The 20746-nt window shown below is 43.4% G+C and carries 20 protein-coding genes, 6 tRNA genes, 3 rRNA genes and 1 other RNA gene (1 of these 30 cut by a window edge); 4 read left to right on the top strand and 26 right to left on the bottom strand.

Annotated features, from left to right (window positions below):
• Positions 1 to 11: 11 nt before the first annotated feature.
• From G7058_RS06755 to dnaX, 8 genes are all read right to left on the bottom strand, one after another.
• On the bottom strand, positions 12 to 818 hold the full coding sequence (locus tag G7058_RS06755) for a PSP1 domain-containing protein (protein ID WP_166062805.1): 807 nt from the start codon (positions 816 to 818) through the stop codon (positions 12 to 14).
• Between the two features lie 25 nt (positions 819 to 843).
• Positions 844 to 1821 (bottom strand): DNA polymerase III subunit delta', encoded by a 978-nt coding sequence (holB, locus tag G7058_RS06750; RefSeq protein WP_166062804.1) that lies wholly within the window; start codon positions 1819 to 1821, stop codon positions 844 to 846.
• A gap of 8 nt (positions 1822 to 1829) precedes the next feature.
• Positions 1830 to 2159: a cyclic-di-AMP receptor gene (locus G7058_RS06745; protein ID WP_166062803.1), complete on the bottom strand. Its 330-nt coding sequence runs from the start codon at positions 2157 to 2159 to the stop codon at positions 1830 to 1832.
• Positions 2160 to 2181: 22 nt separating this feature from the next.
• Complete coding sequence (tmk, locus tag G7058_RS06740) at positions 2182 to 2820, bottom strand: dTMP kinase (protein ID WP_166062802.1); 639 nt, start codon at positions 2818 to 2820, stop codon at positions 2182 to 2184.
• Between the two features lie 76 nt (positions 2821 to 2896).
• Positions 2897 to 3211, bottom strand: a complete 315-nt coding sequence (locus G7058_RS06735; protein ID WP_166062801.1) for a DUF2508 family protein — start codon at positions 3209 to 3211, stop codon at positions 2897 to 2899.
• A gap of 18 nt (positions 3212 to 3229) precedes the next feature.
• Complete coding sequence (recR, locus tag G7058_RS06730; RefSeq protein WP_166062800.1) at positions 3230 to 3826, bottom strand: recombination mediator RecR; 597 nt, start codon at positions 3824 to 3826, stop codon at positions 3230 to 3232.
• Positions 3827 to 3847: 21 nt separating this feature from the next.
• Complete coding sequence (locus G7058_RS06725) at positions 3848 to 4165, bottom strand: YbaB/EbfC family nucleoid-associated protein (RefSeq protein ID WP_193567982.1); 318 nt, start codon at positions 4163 to 4165, stop codon at positions 3848 to 3850.
• Between the two features lie 16 nt (positions 4166 to 4181).
• A complete protein-coding gene (dnaX, locus tag G7058_RS06720) occupies positions 4182 to 6011 on the bottom strand; it encodes a DNA polymerase III subunit gamma/tau (RefSeq protein ID WP_166062798.1) in 1830 nt (609 codons plus the stop codon).
• 194 nt (positions 6012 to 6205) lie between these two features.
• On the opposite strand from dnaX, the gene G7058_RS06715 reads away from it, so the two are divergent.
• Positions 6206 to 6523, top strand: a complete 318-nt coding sequence (locus G7058_RS06715) for a hypothetical protein (protein WP_166062797.1) — start codon at positions 6206 to 6208, stop codon at positions 6521 to 6523.
• A gap of 111 nt (positions 6524 to 6634) precedes the next feature.
• Here the strand turns inward: G7058_RS06715 and G7058_RS06710 are convergent, their stop codons facing one another.
• The 4 genes from G7058_RS06710 to tadA form a co-directional block, all read right to left on the bottom strand.
• Entirely contained in the window at positions 6635 to 7576 is a 942-nt protein-coding gene (locus tag G7058_RS06710) for an IS3 family transposase (protein WP_227004395.1), read from the bottom strand.
• On the bottom strand, positions 7483 to 8193 hold the full coding sequence (locus tag G7058_RS06705) for a helix-turn-helix domain-containing protein (RefSeq protein WP_166062311.1): 711 nt from the start codon (positions 8191 to 8193) through the stop codon (positions 7483 to 7485). The genes G7058_RS06710 and G7058_RS06705 overlap by 94 nt, the downstream gene beginning before the upstream one ends.
• A 134-nt stretch (positions 8194 to 8327) precedes the next feature.
• Positions 8328 to 8413: signal recognition particle sRNA small type (gene ffs / locus G7058_RS06700), an RNA gene on the bottom strand.
• A gap of 51 nt (positions 8414 to 8464) precedes the next feature.
• On the bottom strand, positions 8465 to 8965 hold the full coding sequence (gene tadA, locus G7058_RS06695; RefSeq protein ID WP_166062796.1) for a tRNA adenosine(34) deaminase TadA: 501 nt from the start codon (positions 8963 to 8965) through the stop codon (positions 8465 to 8467).
• Positions 8966 to 9092: 127 nt separating this feature from the next.
• Between tadA and G7058_RS06690 the strand changes: the two genes are divergently transcribed.
• On the top strand, positions 9093 to 9971 hold the full coding sequence (locus G7058_RS06690) for a helix-turn-helix domain-containing protein (protein ID WP_166062795.1): 879 nt from the start codon (positions 9093 to 9095) through the stop codon (positions 9969 to 9971).
• A gap of 116 nt (positions 9972 to 10087) precedes the next feature.
• Here the strand turns inward: G7058_RS06690 and G7058_RS06685 are convergent, their stop codons facing one another.
• From G7058_RS06685 to G7058_RS06675, 3 genes are all read right to left on the bottom strand, one after another.
• The gene (locus G7058_RS06685) at positions 10088 to 11029 is read right to left on the bottom strand and encodes an IS3 family transposase (RefSeq protein WP_227004395.1); all 942 of its coding nucleotides are present in this window, start codon (positions 11027 to 11029) and stop codon (positions 10088 to 10090) included.
• Positions 10936 to 11646 (bottom strand): helix-turn-helix domain-containing protein, encoded by a 711-nt coding sequence (locus tag G7058_RS06680; protein WP_166062311.1) that lies wholly within the window; start codon positions 11644 to 11646, stop codon positions 10936 to 10938. The genes G7058_RS06685 and G7058_RS06680 overlap by 94 nt, the downstream gene beginning before the upstream one ends.
• Before the next feature lie 229 nt (positions 11647 to 11875).
• Positions 11876 to 12202, bottom strand: a complete 327-nt coding sequence (locus tag G7058_RS06675) for a hypothetical protein (RefSeq protein WP_166062794.1) — start codon at positions 12200 to 12202, stop codon at positions 11876 to 11878.
• 119 nt (positions 12203 to 12321) lie between these two features.
• Here G7058_RS06675 and G7058_RS06670 point away from each other — a divergent pair, with 119 nt between their 5' ends.
• Entirely contained in the window at positions 12322 to 13488 is a 1167-nt protein-coding gene (locus G7058_RS06670) for a cation diffusion facilitator family transporter (RefSeq protein WP_166062793.1), read from the top strand.
• A 215-nt stretch (positions 13489 to 13703) separates the two neighbouring features.
• Here the strand turns inward: G7058_RS06670 and G7058_RS06665 are convergent, their stop codons facing one another.
• Positions 13704 to 16202, bottom strand: a complete 2499-nt coding sequence (locus G7058_RS06665; protein WP_166062792.1) for an ATP-dependent Clp protease ATP-binding subunit — start codon at positions 16200 to 16202, stop codon at positions 13704 to 13706.
• A 37-nt stretch (positions 16203 to 16239) separates the two neighbouring features.
• On the bottom strand, positions 16240 to 16704 hold the full coding sequence (locus G7058_RS06660; protein ID WP_166062791.1) for a CtsR family transcriptional regulator: 465 nt from the start codon (positions 16702 to 16704) through the stop codon (positions 16240 to 16242).
• Between the two features lie 244 nt (positions 16705 to 16948).
• Between G7058_RS06660 and G7058_RS06655 the strand changes: the two genes are divergently transcribed.
• Positions 16949 to 17653, top strand: coding sequence for a glucosamine-6-phosphate deaminase (locus tag G7058_RS06655; protein WP_166062790.1), 705 nt, complete (start codon positions 16949 to 16951; stop codon positions 17651 to 17653).
• Positions 17654 to 17750: 97 nt separating this feature from the next.
• Here G7058_RS06655 and rrf (G7058_RS06650) read toward each other — a convergent pair.
• The 9 genes from rrf (G7058_RS06650) to G7058_RS06610 all read right to left on the bottom strand — a co-directional run.
• Positions 17751 to 17866: ribosomal RNA gene (rrf, locus tag G7058_RS06650) — 5S ribosomal RNA — on the bottom strand.
• A gap of 52 nt (positions 17867 to 17918) precedes the next feature.
• A tRNA-Pro gene (locus G7058_RS06645) sits at positions 17919 to 17992 on the bottom strand.
• A gap of 12 nt (positions 17993 to 18004) precedes the next feature.
• Positions 18005 to 18078, bottom strand: a tRNA-Arg gene (locus G7058_RS06640).
• Positions 18079 to 18088: 10 nt separating this feature from the next.
• A tRNA-Gly gene (locus G7058_RS06635) sits at positions 18089 to 18160 on the bottom strand.
• Between the two features lie 7 nt (positions 18161 to 18167).
• A tRNA-Thr gene (locus G7058_RS06630) sits at positions 18168 to 18240 on the bottom strand.
• A 25-nt stretch (positions 18241 to 18265) separates the two neighbouring features.
• Positions 18266 to 18338, bottom strand: a tRNA-Lys gene (locus G7058_RS06625).
• A gap of 46 nt (positions 18339 to 18384) precedes the next feature.
• A tRNA-Val gene (locus G7058_RS06620) sits at positions 18385 to 18457 on the bottom strand.
• 25 nt (positions 18458 to 18482) lie between these two features.
• Positions 18483 to 18598: ribosomal RNA gene (gene rrf, locus G7058_RS06615) — 5S ribosomal RNA — on the bottom strand.
• A 104-nt stretch (positions 18599 to 18702) separates the two neighbouring features.
• Positions 18703 to 20746, bottom strand: a 23S ribosomal RNA gene (locus G7058_RS06610); it runs 870 nt beyond the window's last position.

Genomic DNA, 20746 nt, shown 5'->3' with positions numbered 1-20746 from the left:
TTTCATATTTCTTAAGCCCATGCAGCTGTCAGTTCTTCCCAAGCGTAATCGACTGTTTTGCGTTCTTCAAACAACTTCACAGTGATGACTTGAGACAGGATATCCAATCCTACAACTTTACCATGGCCTTCCGGGGTAGTGATTTCTTCCCCATAATCCGGCATGGATTTTTTTAGTTCTTCGTATGTTTCATTTTCAAAATTTAAACAACACATCAAACGGCCACACAGACCGGATAGTTTGTTACTATTCAAGGAAAGGCCTTGATTCTTAGCCATCTTGATTGATACAGGAACAAAGTCTCCTAAAAATGTTGAACAGCATAGAGGACGTCCGCAAGGTCCAATGCCTCCCAGATATTTGGCTTCGTCACGTGCACCGATTTGGCGCAGTTCAATTCTCACCTTGAAAATTGCCGCCAACTCTCTGACTAACGAACGGAAATCGACGCGTCCTGGTGCGCTAAATAAAAAAGTCAGTTTTTGGCGATCAAAAGAATAACTCGCACCAATAATATTCATTTCCAATTTAGCTTTGCGCGCTTCCTTCTTTCCTATCTGAAAAGCCTCGGTAGCATCGGCTGTGTTCTTTTGTTCTTTAACCAAATCATCCGGCGTTGCAAGGCGCTCGATGAGTCTGGCAGGCTCCAAAAGATCTTCTTTCTGGCATTCCTTTGAAGCAATAACCACACGTCCGATTTCTAAATATTCGCCTTGTTTGATGATGACCTTATCATCTACTGTGAACATATTCGACTCATCTTCATAATAAAAAATAGGGCCATTTCTTACAAAACGAACACCAAGTGCTTTTTTCACTTTAGCCGCCTCCTCTATTCACTCATCACTTTATGGTCTGATTCTTAATCACAAGACTTTCTAAAATGCCTTGTGCTTGTACATTTGCCTGAATTGCTTTTTTACCATCTAAAATATTCTCGATTTGTTGGGTCAGGTACCGACTCTCACTTTGCAGTGCGTGATACGCTTTGATTAAGTGTTGGTGAACGGCTGCTTGTTCATGGCCGAAGGAAATATATAGCATGTCCCGGTAATGGAACAGTAATAAATCCAGGCACATGGTTACTTGCGCACGTTCTTTCAACACAGGCATTAGATCCGTCTGAACAGTTATGAAAGCAAGAGGATTCCGGTTAACCATTTGATTGAACCAAGTCCAAACCTTGCCTTTTATTTCCTGAAACCACTCATCCTCTTCCAGACGCTTTGCTTCTTCATAATCATTCGTCAAAGCCGACAAAACACCGATATTTTGTTCGGAAATACCTGCTTCCCTAAACGCTTCCGCCATCACTTTCGGTTTCAATGGTTGGAAATGGATAATCTGGCAGCGTGAACGAATCGTTGGTAGAATATTTTCTTTTACCGTTGTCAGTAAAAATAAATACGTATCAATTCCCGGCTCTTCTAAAAAAGTCAAAAGGCTGTTGGCCGCGCTGATGGTCATCTTTTCCGCCTGTTCGATGATATAGACCTTCTTGCTGCCTTCAACGGCACTTTTAGAAAATTCAGCCTTTAACTGTCTGATTTGATCCACTTTAATAGATTGACCGTCCGGTTCTACTGAAATCAAGTCGAGTTGGTTTCCCTCATTCAAGCGGCGACAATTTCGACACTGTCCGCATGGCTTACCTGTTTCCCCATTCTCGCAAAACACGGCTTGGGCAATCCATTCCGCGAGTGCACGCTTCCCAGTTCCGCGGGCGCCTTCAAATAAATAAGCGTGTCCGAGGCGTTTTCCTGTAATAGCGTTGGTAAAGAGACGTTCGAGTTCGGGCTGTTTTTTCTCGACTTCAGTCATTAAAGTCATTAGAACTGGTGGAAGCTTTCCACTGGTAAGACGAAGACGGTCGCCCCACCTACATGTACTTGCATCGGATACGTTAGACTACCATTTAAGGATGTATCCATATTAACCGGAGTAGTCATGAACTGCTCTCTGGATTCACAGTTTACCTTGATAAGATTTAGTACTTCTTCTACTTGTCCGTCTTCAACCCCTATCATGAAGGTTGTATTTCCGGCACGTAAGAAGCCACCAGATGATGATAATTTTGTTGCACGAATATTTGCTTCAACAAGTTCATCCGAAAGTAATGCACTATCTTTATCTTGAACGACTGCCATAATCAGTTTCATAACGCTCTCCTCTTTCTCTCTTCTAATTCCCAAAGAAGCGGGCTTTGATGATTTGCATACAATCTGCCACAACTTCTTCAGGTGTCTGTGTACCATCAATTGTTACAATACGCGTTGGGTTTTCGCGGGCTATATTTAAGTAACCAGCTCTTACTTTGTCATGGAAAGATTGTTTCTCTTGGTCCAGACGATTAAATTCGCGGGTCCCCATCCCTTTTTGAATACGACGCAAGCCAACTTCAGCAGGCACATCGATATATAACGTTAAGTCAGGTTGAACGCCGTCCGTTGCAAAATCATTAATCTTGAAAATCCCAGTCTCGCCAATACCACGCGCGTAGCCTTGATAAGCAATGGAACTATCAACAAAGCGGTCGCAAAGGACAATATCACCTGCTTCAAGAACCGGCAGCACACGTTCAACCAAATGCTGTCTACGGCTTGCAGCGTAAAGTAAGGCTTCCGTCCGTGCGTCCATTTCCGTATGTGCTGTATCGAGAATAATCTCCCGAATTTTCTCAGCAATCGGACTTCCACCCGGTTCACGGGTTGAGACAATCTGTTTATCCGTCAACGTCTTCAGTTCTTCAAAAATCGCCTTCAACGCCGTCGTCTTTCCAGATCCATCCGGTCCTTCCAATGTAATAAAAATCCCATCCATTTTGTACTAGCTCCTTCATATACATAATCTCATTATACTCTAATTCCGTGCATTTTTATAGCTTCTAAAAAGATTGTCAGTTCTTATAAAGGTTGTCTTTCTTGTAACCGCGCTTCTTCAAACCCATCGCCTTTGCTTTCCTCGGCTCCGCAATGTCTCCTTGGATGTTACGACGACGCGCTTCACGCATCAGACACAGATATTTTGCTCCTTCAATCTTTCTCAACGCATTCAAGTCTTCTGGAACGTCATAGGCTTCTTCTTCGAGGTGCAGGAGTAGTTGGTACCTTTTAAAAACAGTTTTTAGGCTCTTGCTTAGCCGCTCATCCATCTCTTGTTTCTGCTGTTTCTTCCTGCTTTTATTCAATAAACGGAATACCATCTGTTTCATACCCCTCATACTTTCTTCTTACAATTCACGACGTCCATCAATGGCACGAAACAGGGTCATTTCGTCAGCATACTCGATATCACTGCCGACTGCCAATCCGTAAGCCAGGCGTGTGACCTTGATGCCGGCTGGTTTAATCAGTCGGGATAAATACATCGCAGTTGCTTCCCCTTCAGCGGTCGCATTGGTCGCAATGATAACTTCATTCATTTCTTCATTTTGCAGCCGTTTAATTAAACCGGGAATGTTCAAATCTTCCGGTCCTGTTCCTTCCATTGGCGATAGAACACCGTGAAGAACATGGTATAAACCGTTAAATTCACGAATTTTCTCCATAGACATAATATCGCGGGGATTCTCAACGACTAACACCGTTGTCTTATCACGGCTTTGATCCTGACAAATCACACAAGGATCCGATTCCGTGATATTTCCGCAAACGGAACAATAATGTAAATCTCTTTTTGTACTGATTAAGGCATTCGCAAACTTCACGACCTCATCCTCTTCCATATCCATACAGAAGAAAGCAAGGCGCGCGGCTGTTTTTTGACCGATGCCTGGTAATTTCATAAAACTTTCAATCAGTTTGGCTATTGGTTCAGGGTAATGCATTTAGTCAGCACCTCTCATAAATTAAAAGTTAGGCATTGCGTTTGCAAATTTACCTAATTTTGCTTTTGTTTCCACATCAATTTTTTCTAGTGCAGCATTTGTTGCCATTAAGATTAAGTCTTGTAGCATTTCGACATCATCTGGATCAACAGCTTCAGGTTTGATAGCGACATCCACAACTTTTTTGTCACCTGTCATTGTTACGAGAACTAATTCGTTTGCAGCTGCACCCGTAAATTGTGTTGCATTGATTTGTGCTTGTGTTTCCTCTACTTGTTTTTGCATTTTTTGCATTTGTTTCATCATACCTTGCATATTTCCCATATTTCCACGCATTATAAATCGCTCCTATTCATTAATCGTTTATGATTGTGACATTTTCTTCACCGAAAATGCTAATTGCTTGCTCGACTACTTCTTGCTGTTTCTCTTCTTCTCTGATGTCTTCATCCGAACCCATCGCAAAATCATCGAATGGTGGCGGTGGAACATCATGATCAGAAAACTCTTGCGTCACCGGTTTATTTGGTGCGGGGTTCTTTTCGGCTTCGGATTCCGTTTGTTTCGGTTGAATCTTGCCGGCTTTTAAATCTTGCACGTAGTTACGACGCAATGTTGCCCATTGTTCAACCGTTAGGCACACCACTTCACCCGGACGATTCGTCATTCTTTGAATGGCCTCCGCTAATGCTTCACGAAGTTCCACATCTTCCGTTGCTTTCTGGCACAGGATATCATATTCAAATGCTAAGATACACGCCTGACCATTCGCTGCCACCGGCTCTGCTTGGCGCAATACTGCGCGTTGCGTAACAGACAGGTAATCCAAAACATCTTTCCAATGTGTTTGTAACGTAACCAATTCTTGCTTGGTTGCTTCCCGCATAATTTGTTGGGCACGCCCGATGTCTGGCTTAAAGACATTGGGACTCTTACGTGATGGGGTCGCTCTGGCCGGTGCTTCAGCAGCTGCCGTTTCGAACTTCCCGTTCTTCAACGCATCCAGTACGGACTTCAATTCCTTTTTTAAGCTAGCTACTTCTTTTTCCAAACGAGTCACTTCTTGGCTATCCGCTGCTTGAGCAGGCGCTTTTACTTCCGCCGCACTAGGTTGAGACAATTTAACCGCCAGCACTTCCAAATAAACATCTGGCTGTGTCGAGAAACGCATTTCTTTTTGGGTCTGACTGAATTCTTCGATAGCCCGATATAAAAACGGCGCTGCCACTTCTTCCGAGAAGGACCGGAATTGCTCCGTTAAACGGTCCGCATCTTGCATGCCTTTCCCGTTGGTTTGCTTATAAACCAAGATGTCACGTGCAAATAAAATCATTTCTTCTAAGAACCGACCGGCTTCTTTCCCTTTCGCCAAAATCGCGTTGAGGATTTTCAATGCTTCCTCCGCATTCTCCGCTTTCAAGGCACCTAAAAAGCCTAACATCATCTCTTCGGTCAGACTGCCCGATACTTGAATCGCATTGTCAAACGTCACCAAGTCAGAGTTATAAGAGATAACCTGATCCAACAAACTAAGGGCATCACGCATCCCGCCATTTGCAGCACGCGCTACGACATGGAGTGCTTCTTCTTCAAAGGCAATACCTTCTTCATTCAAAATGTACGTCATCCGTGCCAAAATATCGGTATAAGTAATGCGCTTAAAGTCAAAACGTTGCGTCCGCGAAATAATCGTCAGCGGAATCTTATGCGGTTCCGTTGTCGCCAAGATAAAGATAACATTCTCAGGTGGCTCTTCCAAGGTCTTCAACAATGCATTAAATGCACCAGTTGAAAGCATATGGACCTCATCGATAATATAAATCTTGTACTCTGCTTGGGTAGGGGCATAACGTGCTTTATCACGAATATCACGAATTTCCTCGACCCCGTTATTACTGGCAGCATCGATTTCAATAACATCATTCAAGCGGCCCTCGGTAATCGCCTGGCATATTTCACATTCATTACATGGCTCGCCGTCTTGTTGATTCGGGCAGTTAATGGCCTTAGCAAAAATTTTAGCCGCACTTGTTTTCCCTGTCCCTCTTGGACCGGTGAATAAATAAGCGTGGCTAGATTTATTTTGTTCAAGGGCATTTTTTAACGTCCGCGTCACTGCTTGTTGACCGGCGATATCTTCAAAGCGCTGTGGTCTCCAGACACGATAGAGTGCTTGATAGCTCATTATTTCCCTTCTTTCCGTCAGTATTTCATCTATTCATTATACGTTAAAAGCAACAAAATAGAAAGCATAGCTCTCAGCACATTTCGGGCCGAAATCGTGATAAACCGGCTTTTTGAAAGGGTATCCAACATTCCTTTGTTTTTATTTAAGTTCAAGCGTATACTAATTATAACGAGACGAAAGGAGGATAAATCATGGACATTCAAATTGTAGCCGCCACGACCTCCATCGCAAATTGTCTACAAATAGTAAAAGACTTACGAAATGACGGAATCGCCAAAGAGGATCTGTTGGTTATCACGAACCTCACAACCCGTGAGATTATTTTCAATAACCACAATCTGCGTCAGAGTGACGGTTCCGTCTTCTCATCACACTCATTGATTCAAAACGTCAAGCACATCCTGATTCTCTCTGACCTAGAAAAAGATGGCCCGATTCCGGAGGCACTCGTTCCTTATAAAGAACGTATTGAATTCGGCAGTATGATTATTGCAGTATTAAATAAATAAACAAGTGATGACAGACTGCCTTTGCTGAACTGCCCCCTGTCAAGTAGACAGGTAAAAAACAAAGTATTTTAGACCATGCATGTAAAAATGTGTGGTCTTTTTTTGTAGCGTTTATGCAATCATTTGTAGAATCTTCTCTTCCGTAGGAATCGCTAATCCCATATCCAAAGTAACGCGTTCATTGTTGAAGAACGCGATGTATGCCTTGATTTTCCGGTCTAAGTACGCTGGTCTGTCAAACGTATCCAGGTTAAACATCTCCACCTTGAGGGTACCCCAAAAGCCTTCCATAGGGCCGTTGTCAATACATTTCGAGACGCGTGACATACTATGGATTATCTGGTGATCTTTAATCATCTTGTTAAAGGCATGGGAGGTGTACTGGGAACCGCGGTCGCTATGAATCAGTGTGGTTTCAGGCTTTACATCACCCAAAATCTGCTTTAGTGTATCCAGTACTAACGGGTTGTCATTGCGGTGACTGGTTTTATAAGCCACGATTTTCTTTGACCCGAGGTCATAAATAGCGCTCAGGTAACGTTTTGTCCCATTGGTCAACCGGAATTCCGTGACATCCGTCAATAACTTTTCCATGGGTCTTTCAGCGTGGAAATCACGGTTTAAGATGTTTTCAGCCACATGTGCGGCTTTGTGTGGCACGTAGTTCCTTCTTTTGCGACGGATGACGGCTGTGATCCCCATGATTCTCATGAGGCGGTGTACACACTTATGATTCACTTTCGCTCTTCTAAAAAAGTTGAGAAAGATGGTCATTCTTCGGTAGCCGTAAATCCCACCGAATGCCTCGTGGATTCCTTTGATCGCCCGCATCAGTTTCAGGCGTTTTAATTCTGTTTCTGAGGGTTCCCGTTTTAACCACTTATAGTAGCTGGATTTGGCGATACCCAGTATGTCACAAAGATGGATAACGGGATATTTATGCTTTAATTCTTCAATAGTTAAATATTCCACTTCTTGTCTAACCCCTGTGATTTGTGATTCCCAGCGATTTTTCGGCGCTTTTTTAACGCATCGTTCTCCATTTCTAGCCATTTATTCCGGGCTTTGAGTGTCTCTACTTCTGCGTTTAAACGTTCTTCCGTTGTTTGAATTTCCGTGGGCTTCCCGCGGCCCCGGTTGTCTTCCAGACCTATCGGTCCATGCTTTTTGTATTTATTCACCCAGGAATAAATGTTACTGTAACTTACATGGTTTTTCTCCGCTGCTTCCAGATAAGTCAGGCGATTGGCTATGTAATCTTCTACGATTTTTAATTTTTCTTCATATGATTTTTTAACACCCGTCATGTTGTACACCTCAGATTTCGGAGAATATGTCTCATTCTCTTTTCCTTCAGTATATCGAATTACCCATTTGTTTACCGTTGTTTTAGATGGAATGTTATATTTAGCGGCTAAGTATGAAAAGCCGTAACCCGTCTGTAGGTATTCAGCTACAATTTTCTGCTTGAATTCTTTCGAGTAACTGCGGTAATTCTTCTGGGAGCGGATCCCTTCCATGCCATGGTCCTGGTACCGATGGACATAATTCATAAAAGTGGTATCAGATAGTTTGAGATGGTGCTGATCAACAAGCGTTCGATAAGAAACACCCCTTAGGTGTAAATCAATTAAATGTAACAGTTCTGGATCGGTATGTTTTCTAGTCATAGAAAAAAACCCCCTTCAAAGTAGTTTGTTTTTTTCAGTGTCTACTTTGAAGGGAGCTTATCATGCAGTTATGTCATCACTTGTTTTTTTGTATAAAAAAAGCACTTATCCATTGATAAGAACAACGTGTTTATTATAACTTACAGCACATGGCGAGTCCTATTTATAGCTGCTTCCTTCCGGATCTGACTCATTCATAAGACCGCCATTGCAGTAAGGCCTTTCGGCAAAATTTAGTATAACATAGATGCTTCCCTCTTTTCAAGGGGTATCAGTTCATCCGGCGCAAATGTTTCCGGTTTTCTTCTTTTCGTTTCAGGCGCAGTTCTTTGAAGAACGTTTGAAGCAAGGCCTGGCATTCATCGTGTAAAATACCCGTTTCGACTTCTGCTTGGTGGTTGAAGCGCGCGTCTTGCAGTAAGTTCATCAACGTTCCCGCTGTTCCGCCTTTTAAATCGGCAGCGCCATAATAAACTTTTTTTATGCGCGAAAGAATAATCGCGCCGCTGCACATTGGGCACGGCTCTAAGGTAACGAATAGTTCCGCATCTTCCAGACGCCAATTGGAAAGGTGCTTATTCGCTTCACGAATGGCTGCCATTTCCGCATGCGTTGTAGCATCATGTGTCGTCTCGCGTTCGTTATGTCCGCGGCCGATAATTTTACCATCCAATACGACGACGGCCCCAATCGGAACCTCACCAATCGCACGGGCCTTCTCTGCTTCGGCAATTGCTTCCTTCATAAAGTGTTCTTTTGTAGTTAATTCCATTGTTTGCCTCTTTCTACTCTGTACTTCTCGTCCTTCATAATATAAGCTATTTCGAATCATCTTTCCAATTATTTTCTATCAGTGTTAAAATGATACTATTATCATACGGATTGCGAGGTCTCGCTTTATGGAAGACTTACTGAAAGAATTATTTCCAGACGGAGTCATTAACCATTCTTCCTGGATGGGAAATGATTATTTTTCTGTACCGTTGGAAGATCGCTACATGCACTTCGCGGCACACACAATCTCAGACAGAGAAAAAAGACTTATTATTCAATTGGTACAACCCGATACTGTTCTTCACACATCATTAAAGAACATCTGGGCTCACTACTTACTCGAAGATGCAACTGCTATTCCATCCGGCTATGCGCGCATCCAAGTCCTGCAAGTATCCTTGAAGCATACTGAATTGGAACCCTTGGATCAGAAGTTATGGTTGGATGCCTTTAAGAATACTTTAGCCTTTGTGATTGACGGCTTCTTTATTTCAAATCAATACGCTGTATTAATCGTCCATAATCCTGACTTTTTTGATTTAACTGCAGAAATCGAAGGATTGTTAAATGTGTTGGATGACGACTTTGGTATTCGGACCAGCGTGTATCTCGGCCAAAATTGGGAAGTAGATAGTCGCCTCCCTACATTGTTCGCCGAAGAGCAAAATATCTTTATGGATACACGCTCACGTAGCCAACGTGATCAAATCGTGACACTCTCAACGACAGCGCTGCCCCATTTTACTTATGAGGCTGCAGCTAAAAGTCCTATTTTAGCAACATTAAAAGAAGGCATCCAAAACATCGATGGCGGTGCCGAACTTGTTGCGGCACTGTGGCAGAACCAAGGAAATATTTCCAAAGCAGCTGCTGATTTATACGTGCACCGTAATACGTTGCAATACCGAATCGATCGCTTCATGGATACGGTTGGTCTGAATCTGAAAAAAATGGATGATTTATTGTTGGGGTATCTGGCCCTTCATGCGCGTGTAAGGGAATAGTTTAATATATAGGAAAGGGACTGGGGTTATTGAACTGCCCCCTGTCAAGTAGACAGGTAAAAAACAAAGTATTTTAGACCATGCATGTAAAAATGTGTGGTCTTTTTTTGTAGCGTTTATGCAATCATTTGTAGAATCTTCTCTTCCGTAGGAATCGCTAATCCCATATCCAAAGTAACGCGTTCATTGTTGAAGAACGCGATGTATGCCTTGATTTTCCGGTCTAAGTACGCTGGTCTGTCAAACGTATCCAGGTTAAACATCTCCACCTTGAGGGTACCCCAAAAGCCTTCCATAGGGCCGTTGTCAATACATTTCGAGACGCGTGACATACTATGGATTATCTGGTGATCTTTAATCATCTTGTTAAAGGCATGGGAGGTGTACTGGGAACCGCGGTCGCTATGAATCAGTGTGGTTTCAGGCTTTACATCACCCAAAATCTGCTTTAGTGTATCCAGTACTAACGGGTTGTCATTGCGGTGACTGGTTTTATAAGCCACGATTTTCTTTGACCCGAGGTCATAAATAGCGCTCAGGTAACGTTTTGTCCCATTGGTCAACCGGAATTCCGTGACATCCGTCAATAACTTTTCCATGGGTCTTTCAGCGTGGAAATCACGGTTTAAGATGTTTTCAGCCACATGTGCGGCTTTGTGTGGCACGTAGTTCCTTCTTTTGCGACGGATGACGGCTGTGATCCCCATGATTCTCATGAGGCGGTGTACACACTTATGATTCACTTTCGCTCTTCTAAAAAAGTTGAGAAAGATGGTCATTCTTCGGTAGCCGTAAATCCCACCGAATGCCTCGTGGATTCCTTTGATCGCCCGCATCAGTTTCAGGCGTTTTAATTCTGTTTCTGAGGGTTCCCGTTTTAACCACTTATAGTAGCTGGATTTGGCGATACCCAGTATGTCACAAAGATGGATAACGGGATATTTATGCTTTAATTCTTCAATAGTTAAATATTCCACTTCTTGTCTAACCCCTGTGATTTGTGATTCCCAGCGATTTTTCGGCGCTTTTTTAACGCATCGTTCTCCATTTCTAGCCATTTATTCCGGGCTTTGAGTGTCTCTACTTCTGCGTTTAAACGTTCTTCCGTTGTTTGAATTTCCGTGGGCTTCCCGCGGCCCCGGTTGTCTTCCAGACCTATCGGTCCATGCTTTTTGTATTTATTCACCCAGGAATAAATGTTACTGTAACTTACATGGTTTTTCTCCGCTGCTTCCAGATAAGTCAGGCGATTGGCTATGTAATCTTCTACGATTTTTAATTTTTCTTCATATGATTTTTTAACACCCGTCATGTTGTACACCTCAGATTTCGGAGAATATGTCTCATTCTCTTTTCCTTCAGTATATCGAATTACCCATTTGTTTACCGTTGTTTTAGATGGAATGTTATATTTAGCGGCTAAGTATGAAAAGCCGTAACCCGTCTGTAGGTATTCAGCTACAATTTTCTGCTTGAATTCTTTCGAGTAACTGCGGTAATTCTTCTGGGAGCGGATCCCTTCCATGCCATGGTCCTGGTACCGATGGACATAATTCATAAAAGTGGTATCAGATAGTTTGAGATGGTGCTGATCAACAAGCGTTCGATAAGAAACACCCCTTAGGTGTAAATCAATTAAATGTAACAGTTCTGGATCGGTATGTTTTCTAGTCATAGAAAAAAACCCCCTTCAAAGTAGTTTGTTTTTTTCAGTGTCTACTTTGAAGGGAGCTTATCATATTTCTCCCAGTCCCTTTCCTACGAATAATAGTGGCGTAAACGTGCTCAAAAAGGCAGATCCGACATCCACTTCACGAATAATGCGCGGATGGCCTGCGTCCATCCTGTGCTTATTCGTTACAGTGATTCGGATCTAAACGCCTTTTTTCACACTCCCTCATTTATTATTTTAACTTTTTAGCCATGTGGTCTTTGTAGTCCACTGCTTTGTCTTTTAGGTCATCTAACGTTTCAAATACAGTATCTTTCCAGCTTCCTGTACGGTCAAAAACATTTAACAATGTTTCGATTTCGTTGTCGCTCAATGAATCAACGACACGCGTAATTTTGTTGTTTCCTTTAAATTTGTTCTTCATGCGTTGGCGGTTTAAATACGCACCAACACGATCAACCGTATCTTCTTCGTAGACAAGAATCGTTGCGACAGCCGCAACAGCAGCAGTTGCAGCCAAACCAATGAGAAATGCTTTTTTAGAATTTGAATTTTTCATTATAAATCGCTCCTTTTCATTTGCCTTTATTTTATCATACTAAAAATGGTATTCCGAATGATTTGGTCGGAGAGATATGGGATAATAGGTCTACATTCTTTATTAAAAGGAGTTTTAACATGTTTGAAAAATGGCTAGACGCTTATGCTTCACACACAACGAGTGAGAAGAAACGCTATCGCATTGGTACGCTTTCCGGCATCGTTGGGTTATTCTCGAACCTTATTCTCTTTTTTATTAAATTGATAGCAGGCTGGTTATCAGGCAGTGTTTCCATTCTTACGGATGCCATCAACAGCCTTTCCGATACAGCTTCCTCCGTCCTGACCTTACTCGGTTTCAAAATCGCGGCAAAGCCGGCTGATAAAGAACACCCCTACGGCCATCAGCGTTTTGAATATATTAGCGGCTTCCTGGTTTCAATCATCATTATTTTTGTCGGGTTTCAATTTTTAACGACCTCGATTGAGCGGATTATTAACCCCAGTAAACTGGAGGCCAGCCCGCTCATTTTTGTTTTATTAATCATTTCGGTTGGTGCCAAAGTAATTCAAGGATTCTTTTACCGCTCCGCTGCTGATACGATTCATTCGACAACACTTCGCAGTGCTGCTCAAGATAGTTTTAACGATGTTTATACGACAATCATTGTATTAGCAGCCTCTCTACTTGAATTTTTCACTGGTTGGACGGTCGATGGCTATGCAGGTACTTTATTGGCTATTTTCATCATTTACAGCGGTATTAGCATGATTCGTGAATCAATGGATGATTTACTCGGAACACGCCCGAACGAGCAGGAATTGGCCGAAATACAGGACCACTTTGAACAGTTTGATTCCATCTTGGGCTATCACGATTTACTAGTCCATAATTACGGACCCAATAAAACCTTCGCATCCATTCACATCGAAGTCGACGATAGTTGGTCCCTCACGCAAGCCCATGTTGTGAGTGATCACATCGAAAAACATTTTAAGGATGTTCTTGGTATCGACCTCGTGTGTCACTTGGATCCGATTGCCGTTCAAAATGAAGAACATACGCGTATCTACCGGGAAGTAAAAGCGATTCTGAAATCAAATCAGCTCAACTTGAAGTTCCATGATTTCCGAGTCGAGGAACTAGAAAATCAATTAAAAATTTCTTTCGATATCGATGTCCCGGAAAAAACCACTGCTTCCAATGACCAGTTGCGCGCGAGCATTACGCGCGACATTATCCTTAAAGTAGGTCCGGCTGAAGTCGTGATTGAAGTCGATCGCTTGAGTTTGTTGAAACACTAAATCGGTATTAAGACCTTTTCACCATTAAAATATAATTAAAACGTTCCAATAATTGTTTATTCGGCCTTTTAGGGATTAAAATTAGATTAAAATGTTCCAATCATCAGTTATTGGACCTTTTTAATCGTTTTTTCACCCTAAAACGTTCCAATAAATAAAAAGTGCACACAAAGAGGCGCGGACAATTTGTCCCCGCCTCTTTTTATGCGTTTCAATTAGGAATTACTTCCTACTAAATCTTTCGTTTTTTCTTCTTTTTTGGCCTCACGAACAGAAATACGTATTTCGCCATTGCGTGCGCCGATCGTAACGGAATCACCATATTTAACAGTGCCGCTCAGCATTTCTTCACTCAATTTGTCTTCGATTTCTTTTTGAATTGCACGACGAATTGGTCGTGCGCCGTATTCAGGGTCGAAGCCGGCTTTGGCAATGACATCAACCGCAGCTGGGGTTACTTTGACATGAATGTCCAAATCTTTTAGACGTTTCACAATCGCATTCACCATTAGCTTCACGATTTCATGCAGCTCATCCTTAGCCAGTGAGTGGAACACGATGGATTCATCAATCCGGTTCAGGAACTCAGGACGGAAGCTGTTCTTCAATTCTTCACGAATTCGTTTTTCCATCTCTTTGTAGTCCTGCTTCACATCTTTCACATTGAAACCAACTGACTTGTCGTCCCGGAGTGCTGTCGCACCCAAGTTAGAAGTCATAATTAAGATGGTATTACGGAAATCGACTTTACGTCCTTTTGAATCGGTCAAATGCCCGTCATCCAAAACTTGCAATAGGATATTAAAGACATCCGGATGGGCTTTTTCAACCTCATCCAACAAAATAACCGAATAAGGCTTTTGTCTAATTTTTTCGGTTAGTTGACCGCCTTCGTCATAACCCACATACCCTGGAGGAGATCCTACCAAACGGCTTGTCGCAAATTTTTCCATGTACTCAGACATGTCAATACGCACCAAAGCATCTTCAGAACCAAACATTGCATCTGCCAACGTCTTAGCAAGCTCTGTTTTCCCGACTCCTGTAGGTCCCAAGAATAGGAAACTACCGATTGGACGTTCTGGATCTTTTAATCCTGAACGCGCCCGGCGAATCGCGCGTGAGACTGCGCCAACCGCTTCTTCTTGACCAATCACACGTTTATGCAATACTTTCTCAAGTTGCATCAAACGGTCGCTTTCCTTTTGCTCCATTTGGTAGACAGGAATTCCTGTCCACAACGCGACAACTTGGGCAACGTCATGTTCATTTACACTCAGCGTATAACTTTCGCTCGTTGCAACTTCTTCTGACTCTTTAAGGGTGCGCTCCAAACGTTGTTTACTGCTCATCTCTTTTTTACGGATACGTGCTGCTTTAACAAAGTCTTGGGCGAGAATAGCCTCTTCTTTTTCTTTATTCAGACGCATAATTTCGTCTTCCAACTTACCGACTGGCGTTTCCCCATGCGTGACATCTAGGCGGACTTTTGCTGCAGATTCATCAATCAAATCGATTGCTTTATCCGGCAAACGACGTGACGTAATATAACGTGTTGACAATTTCACTGCCGCTTCAATCGCTTCGTCCGTTATTTCCACATGGTGGTGGTCTTCGTAACGTGAGCGTAGTCCCATCAAAATATCAACTGTTTCCTCCGCAGTCGGCTCATCGATATGAATCGGTGCAAAACGACGCTCCAAAGCTGCATCTTTTTCGATGTATTTTTGATATTCATCCAATGTTGTCGCACCAATTGTTTGAAGTTCACCTCGCGCAAGCGCTGGTTTTAGAATATTCGAAGCATCAATTGCTCCTTCTGCCCCACCTGCTCCGATTAAGGTATGCAACTCATCGATAAAGAGAATGACATTTCCATCACGGTACACTTCATCAATAATCTTCTTCATACGTTCTTCGAATTCACCACGGTACTTTGTCCCCGCAACAAGTGAACCCATATCTAGCATCATTAAGCGTTTATTCGCTAATTGTTCCGGCACTTCGCCATTCACAATCTTTTGGGCTAAACCTTCTACTATAGCCGTTTTACCGACTCCCGGCTCTCCTACTAATACAGGATTGTTCTTCGTACGACGCGAAATGACTTGAAGGATACGTCTAACTTCACGGTCACGTCCAACGATTGGATCGAGTTTTTGATGACGCGCAGATTCAGTCAAATCACGTGCCAAGGAATCAAGTGTTGGTGTTCCTTCAGTAGCTTTTGTATTTTTCTTAGCGCTTCTGACTGAATTTTTAGTCGGTTGTTTCAGGCCGATTTTTTCATACATTTTTTTACGCAGGAGATTTAAATCGACTCCTAAGCTCTTCAATATTTTCACGGCCAAAACTTCTTCTTTTAGTAAACCAATTAGAAGATGTTCCGTTCCAACTAGGTACACACCTAGTTTTTGCGACTCCGTAGTTGCATACATAACGACAGTTTTAGCGCGAGGCGAAAACGGCATTGGTGCAAATTGATGCGTTAACGGTCTTGCCGTTCCATAGCCCGTTAGATGTTCAATCTCCTCACGGACATGTGTTTCGTCAATATCAAAATCACGTAGAATCTTTCCAGCAATTCCTTCTGGTTCGCGAAGAAGTCCTAAAAGAATGTGTTCAGTCCCAATTGATTGATGTTTGAATCGATGCGCCTCTTCTGTTGCTAAAATGAGCGCTTTATTCGCTTTTTCTGTGAATAGTTCATCCATTCCTAACGCCTCCTTTACGAACGTTATACCTCATAAATTATGCCTTGTAGCGTATACTTTGTAACTGTTTGGTTAAAAGGTGTGCGCGTACAGCATCTTCATCATTTCCAAAAACTTGAAGAGAACCTTTATCCAAAATTGCTAAAATAATGTTGCCTTCTCGTTTAGAGATTAGTTTTTTATTGAATATGTTTTGGACGATTGCAAATGCGTCGCGTTCTGAAATCGAATCACCAATCATTTTAATCATTTCGTCCAGATATTCCACTTCATCCATAAATGTGACTTTCATGATACGAATATAGCCGCCACCGCCTCGTTTACTTTCAACAAGGTAACCATGTTGCTCGGTGAAACGCGTATTAATCACATAATTGATTTGCGAAGGGACACAATTAAAATGACTCGCCATTTCGTTACGTCGTATCTCAACTTGTTCTTTTTGCTTCAGGATCTGTTTAATGTAAGCTTCGATGATATCTGACATATTTTGATTCTGCAATTCATCCGCCCCCTTTCACCTGACTAATTTTGACTATTACACTTCAAATAGTATGCTATTCGAGAGCGAGTGTCAAATAGAAAGAACGCAGGAGCGTCTATTAACCAACTATTATAGCCTATTCAAATCCATTTTTGAACTCTTTTGTTTTGAAATCCGTCTCATCTTTCCCTTAGAATTATTGACAAAGAAACGCTTTCGCTTTAGAATTATTTTAATACAAAAAAAAGGGGTAATTATACTAGTGGAAATCCTTTACGTAAACTCAAAAGAAGAAGGCTCACAAAAAGGCTATGAAATGATTCGCGAAGCTTTAGACAATGGTGCGAAAGTATTTGGCCTGGCAACAGGATCGACACCAGAACGGTTGTACGAGAAATTGACTGAAAGTGACGTTGACTTTTCTGATGCCATTTCTGTTAACTTAGACGAATACGTTGGACTACCAGGAACACATGAACAAAGCTACCGCTACTTCATGGAGCAAAAGCTGTTCAATCAAAAGCCTTTCAAAGAATCACATCTTCCTGATGGAATGAATGAAGAACAAGCAGAAATTGAACGCTATGAAGCAGTTTTAAGTAAATACCCAGTCGATATTCAAATTTTAGGTATCGGCCACAATGGACACATCGCATTTAACGAACCAGGAACAGCACTGGATTCACACACACACAAAGTAGCGTTAACACAATCAACAATCAATGCTAACAAACGCTTCTTTGAAAAAGAGTCTGATGTACCCGGTTATGCTTACACAATGGGATTAGCTTCTATTATGAAAGCAAAGAAAATCCTTCTACTCGCTTTCGGAGAAGATAAAGCGGAAGCCATCAAAGACTTAGTTACTGCGACAGAACCTACAGAAGATATACCATCAACTGTATTAGTAAACCATCCTGATGTAACAATTATTGTGGATCAAGCAGCAGCATCACTTATTAAATAAAGTAGAGGGGGCCGGAAGCTATTTTCCGGCCCCCTTCCTATTAACGAAAAATAGAGACAAACAAAAAAGCCTCCCAAGGGAGACTTTTTTTTGTATTGCGCGGCAACGTCCTACTCTCACAAAGGGAAACCCTTCACTACAATCGGCGCTAAGAAGCTTAACTTCTGTGTTCGGGATGGGAACAGGTGTGACCTTCTCGCCATTATCACCGCACAATGTTATATAAGAAATAAAAAAGACCGGAAACGATACCCAGTCTTGGATATCGGGAAGACAGGATTCGAACCTGCGACCCCTTGGTCCCAAACCAAGTGCTCTACCAAGCTGAGCTACTTCCCGGTGTTAAAAAAATGCAACCAGTAGGAGTCGAACCTACAACCGCCTGATTCGTAGTCAGGTACTCTATCCAGTTGAGCTATGGCTGCAATATACAAAAGCGGAAGACGGGGTTCGAACCCGCGACCCCCACCTTGGCAAGGTGGTGCTCTACCACTGAGCTACTTCCGCAAAGAAATGCCGGCTAAAGGACTTGAACCCTCGACCCTCTGATTACAAATCAGATGCTCTACCAACTGAGCTAAGCCGGCATTACAGTAATAAAACATAAAAATATGAGGCATGCAGGGTTCGAACCTGCGACCCTCTGATTAAAAGTCAGATGCTCTACCAACTGAGCTAATGCCTCAAACAAATTAAAACTCTTTATCCTATCTGTTTGAGAAATCAGATAATGGAGGTTGACGGGATCGAACCGCCGACCCTCTGCTTGTAAGGCAGATGCTCTCCCAGCTGAGCTAAACCTCCGTAAACAAAAAAAGAGAAAATAAATGCGCGGCAACGTCCTACTCTCACAAAGGGAAACCCTTCACTACAATCGGCGCTAAGAAGCTTAACTTCTGTGTTCGGGATGGGAACAGGTGTGACCTTCTCGCCATCGTCACCGCACAATTATTTAATTAAAGGAACAACGTTCCCTCAAAACTGAATCCATAACACGACTGAACAGCTGACCAAAGCTCATTCATCGCTTGCTTTTTTTATTCTAAATCTTGGTTAAGTCCTCGACCGATTAGTACTAGTCCGCTCCATACATCGCTGCACTTCCACTCCTAGCCTATCTACCTGATCGTCTCTCAGGGGTCTTACTCATTCTAGATGATGGGAAATCTCATCTCGAGGGGGGCTTCACGCTTAGATGCTTTCAGCGTTTATCCCTTCCACACATAGCTACCCAGCAATGCCCTTGGCAGAACAACTGGTACACCAGCGGTGTGTCCATCCCGGTCCTCTCGTACTAAGGACAGCTCCTCTCAAATTTCCAACGCCCGCGACGGATAGGGACCGAACTGTCTCACGACGTTCTGAACCCAGCTCGCGTGCCGCTTTAATGGGCGAACAGCCCAACCCTTGGGACCGACTACAGCCCCAGGATGCGACGAGCCGACATCGAGGTGCCAAACCTCCCCGTCGATGTGAACTCTTGGGGGAGATAAGCCTGTTATCCCCAGGGTAGCTTTTATCCGTTGAGCGATGGCCCTTCCATGCGGTACCACCGGATCACTAAGCCCGACTTTCGTCCCTGCTCGACTTGTCTGTCTCGCAGTCAAGCTCCCTTCTGCCTTTGCACTCTACGAATGATTTCCAACCATTCTGAGGGAACCTTTGGGCGCCTCCGTTACTTTTTAGGAGGCGACCGCCCCAGTCAAACTGCCCGACTGACACTGTCTCCCCGCCCGATAAGGGCGGCGGGTTAGACTGGTCCTGCTACAAGGGTAGTATCCCAATGATGCCTCCATCGAAACTGGCGTCCCGACTTCTATGGCTCCTACCTATCCTGTACATGTAGCAGAAACAATCAATATCAACCTGCAGTAAAGCTCCATGGGGTCTTTCCGTCCTGTCGCGGGTAACCAGCATCTTCACTGGTACTATAATTTCACCGAGTCTCTCGTTGAGACAGTGCCCAAATCGTTACGCCTTTCGTGCGGGTCGGAACTTACCCGACAAGGAATTTCGCTACCTTAGGACCGTTATAGTTACGGCCGCCGTTTACTGGGGCTTCAATTCAAAGCTTCGCCGAAGCTAACCTCTCCTCTTAACCTTCCAGCACCGGGCAGGCGTCAGCCCCTATACGTCATCTTTCGATTTTGCAGAGACCTGTGTTTTTGATAAACAGTCGCTTGGGCCTATTCACTGCGGCTGACCTTGCGGTCAGCACCCCTTCTCCCGAAGTTACGGGGTCATTTTGCCGAGTTCCTTAACGAGAGTTCGCTCGCTCACCTTAGGATTCTCTCCTCGACTACCTGTGTCGGTTTGCGGTACGGGCAGTTGTTTTCTAACTAGAAGCTTTTCTTGGCAGTGTGACATCGGGAACTTCGGTACTTAATTTCCCTCCCCATCACAACTTGTCCTTAAAGCAGTAAGCATTTGACTCACCACAAGACTTGTTGCTTGGACGTGCTCTTCCATCCGCACGCTTTCCTTAGCCTCCTGCGTCCCTCCATTGTTCAAACAAAAACAACTGGTACAGAAATATCAATCTGTTGTCCATCGCCTACGCCTATCGGCCTCGGCTTAGGTCCCGACTAACCCTGGGAGGACGAGCCTTCCCCAGGAAACCTTAGTCATTCGGTGGACGGGATTCTCACCCGTCTTTCGCTACTCATACCGGCATTCTCACTTCTAAGCGCTCCACCAGTCCTCACGGTCCAGCTTCAACGCCCTTAGAACGCTCTCCTACCACAGAACCATAAGGTTCTATCCACAGCTTCGGTGATCTGTTTAGCCCCGGTAAATTTTCGGCGCAGGGTCACTCGACTAGTGAGCTATTACGCACTCTTTAAATGATGGCTGCTTCTGAGCCAACATCCTAGTTGTCTGTGCAACCCCACATCCTTTTCCACTTAACAGATACTTTGGGACCTTAGCTGGTGGTCTGGGCTGTTTCCCTCTTGACTACGGATCTTATCACTCGCAGTCTGACTCCCGGACTTGAATCGATGGCATTCGGAGTTTATCTGAATTCGGTAACCCGAGAAGGGCCCCTAGTCCAAACAGTGCTCTACCTCCACGATTCCTTGATCCGAGGCTAGC

The organism is Jeotgalibaca porci, assembly GCF_011299095.1.
GTDB lineage: Bacteria > Bacillota > Bacilli > Lactobacillales > Aerococcaceae > Jeotgalibaca > Jeotgalibaca porci.
The sequence above is the reverse complement of the archived record's forward strand: the minus strand, read 5'-3'. Positions and strand labels throughout refer to the sequence as shown.

What these genes read in the sequence shown, in the direction of transcription:
- holB (WP_166062804.1), bottom strand. Translation starts at nt 1,821, where the DNA reads ATGACTGAAGTCGAGAAAAAACAGCCCGAACTCGAACGTCTCTTTACC.
- G7058_RS06745 (WP_166062803.1), bottom strand. Translation starts at nt 2,159, where the DNA reads ATGAAACTGATTATGGCAGTCGTTCAAGATAAAGATAGTGCATTACTT.
- tmk (WP_166062802.1), bottom strand. Translation starts at nt 2,820, where the DNA reads ATGGATGGGATTTTTATTACATTGGAAGGACCGGATGGATCTGGAAAG.
- G7058_RS06735 (WP_166062801.1), bottom strand. Translation starts at nt 3,211, where the DNA reads ATGAAACAGATGGTATTCCGTTTATTGAATAAAAGCAGGAAGAAACAG.
- recR (WP_166062800.1), bottom strand. Translation starts at nt 3,826, where the DNA reads ATGCATTACCCTGAACCAATAGCCAAACTGATTGAAAGTTTTATGAAA.
- dnaX (WP_166062798.1), bottom strand. Translation starts at nt 6,011, where the DNA reads ATGAGCTATCAAGCACTCTATCGTGTCTGGAGACCACAGCGCTTTGAA.
- G7058_RS06715 (WP_166062797.1), top strand. Translation starts at nt 6,206, where the DNA reads ATGGACATTCAAATTGTAGCCGCCACGACCTCCATCGCAAATTGTCTA.
- G7058_RS06710 (WP_227004395.1), bottom strand. Translation starts at nt 7,576, where the DNA reads ATGGCTAGAAATGGAGAACGATGCGTTAAAAAAGCGCCGAAAAATCGC.
- G7058_RS06705 (WP_166062311.1), bottom strand. Translation starts at nt 8,193, where the DNA reads ATGACTAGAAAACATACCGATCCAGAACTGTTACATTTAATTGATTTA.
- tadA (WP_166062796.1), bottom strand. Translation starts at nt 8,965, where the DNA reads ATGGAATTAACTACAAAAGAACACTTTATGAAGGAAGCAATTGCCGAA.
- G7058_RS06690 (WP_166062795.1), top strand. Translation starts at nt 9,093, where the DNA reads ATGGAAGACTTACTGAAAGAATTATTTCCAGACGGAGTCATTAACCAT.
- G7058_RS06685 (WP_227004395.1), bottom strand. Translation starts at nt 11,029, where the DNA reads ATGGCTAGAAATGGAGAACGATGCGTTAAAAAAGCGCCGAAAAATCGC.
- G7058_RS06680 (WP_166062311.1), bottom strand. Translation starts at nt 11,646, where the DNA reads ATGACTAGAAAACATACCGATCCAGAACTGTTACATTTAATTGATTTA.
- G7058_RS06675 (WP_166062794.1), bottom strand. Translation starts at nt 12,202, where the DNA reads ATGAAAAATTCAAATTCTAAAAAAGCATTTCTCATTGGTTTGGCTGCA.
- G7058_RS06670 (WP_166062793.1), top strand. Translation starts at nt 12,322, where the DNA reads ATGTTTGAAAAATGGCTAGACGCTTATGCTTCACACACAACGAGTGAG.
- G7058_RS06665 (WP_166062792.1), bottom strand. Translation starts at nt 16,202, where the DNA reads ATGGATGAACTATTCACAGAAAAAGCGAATAAAGCGCTCATTTTAGCA.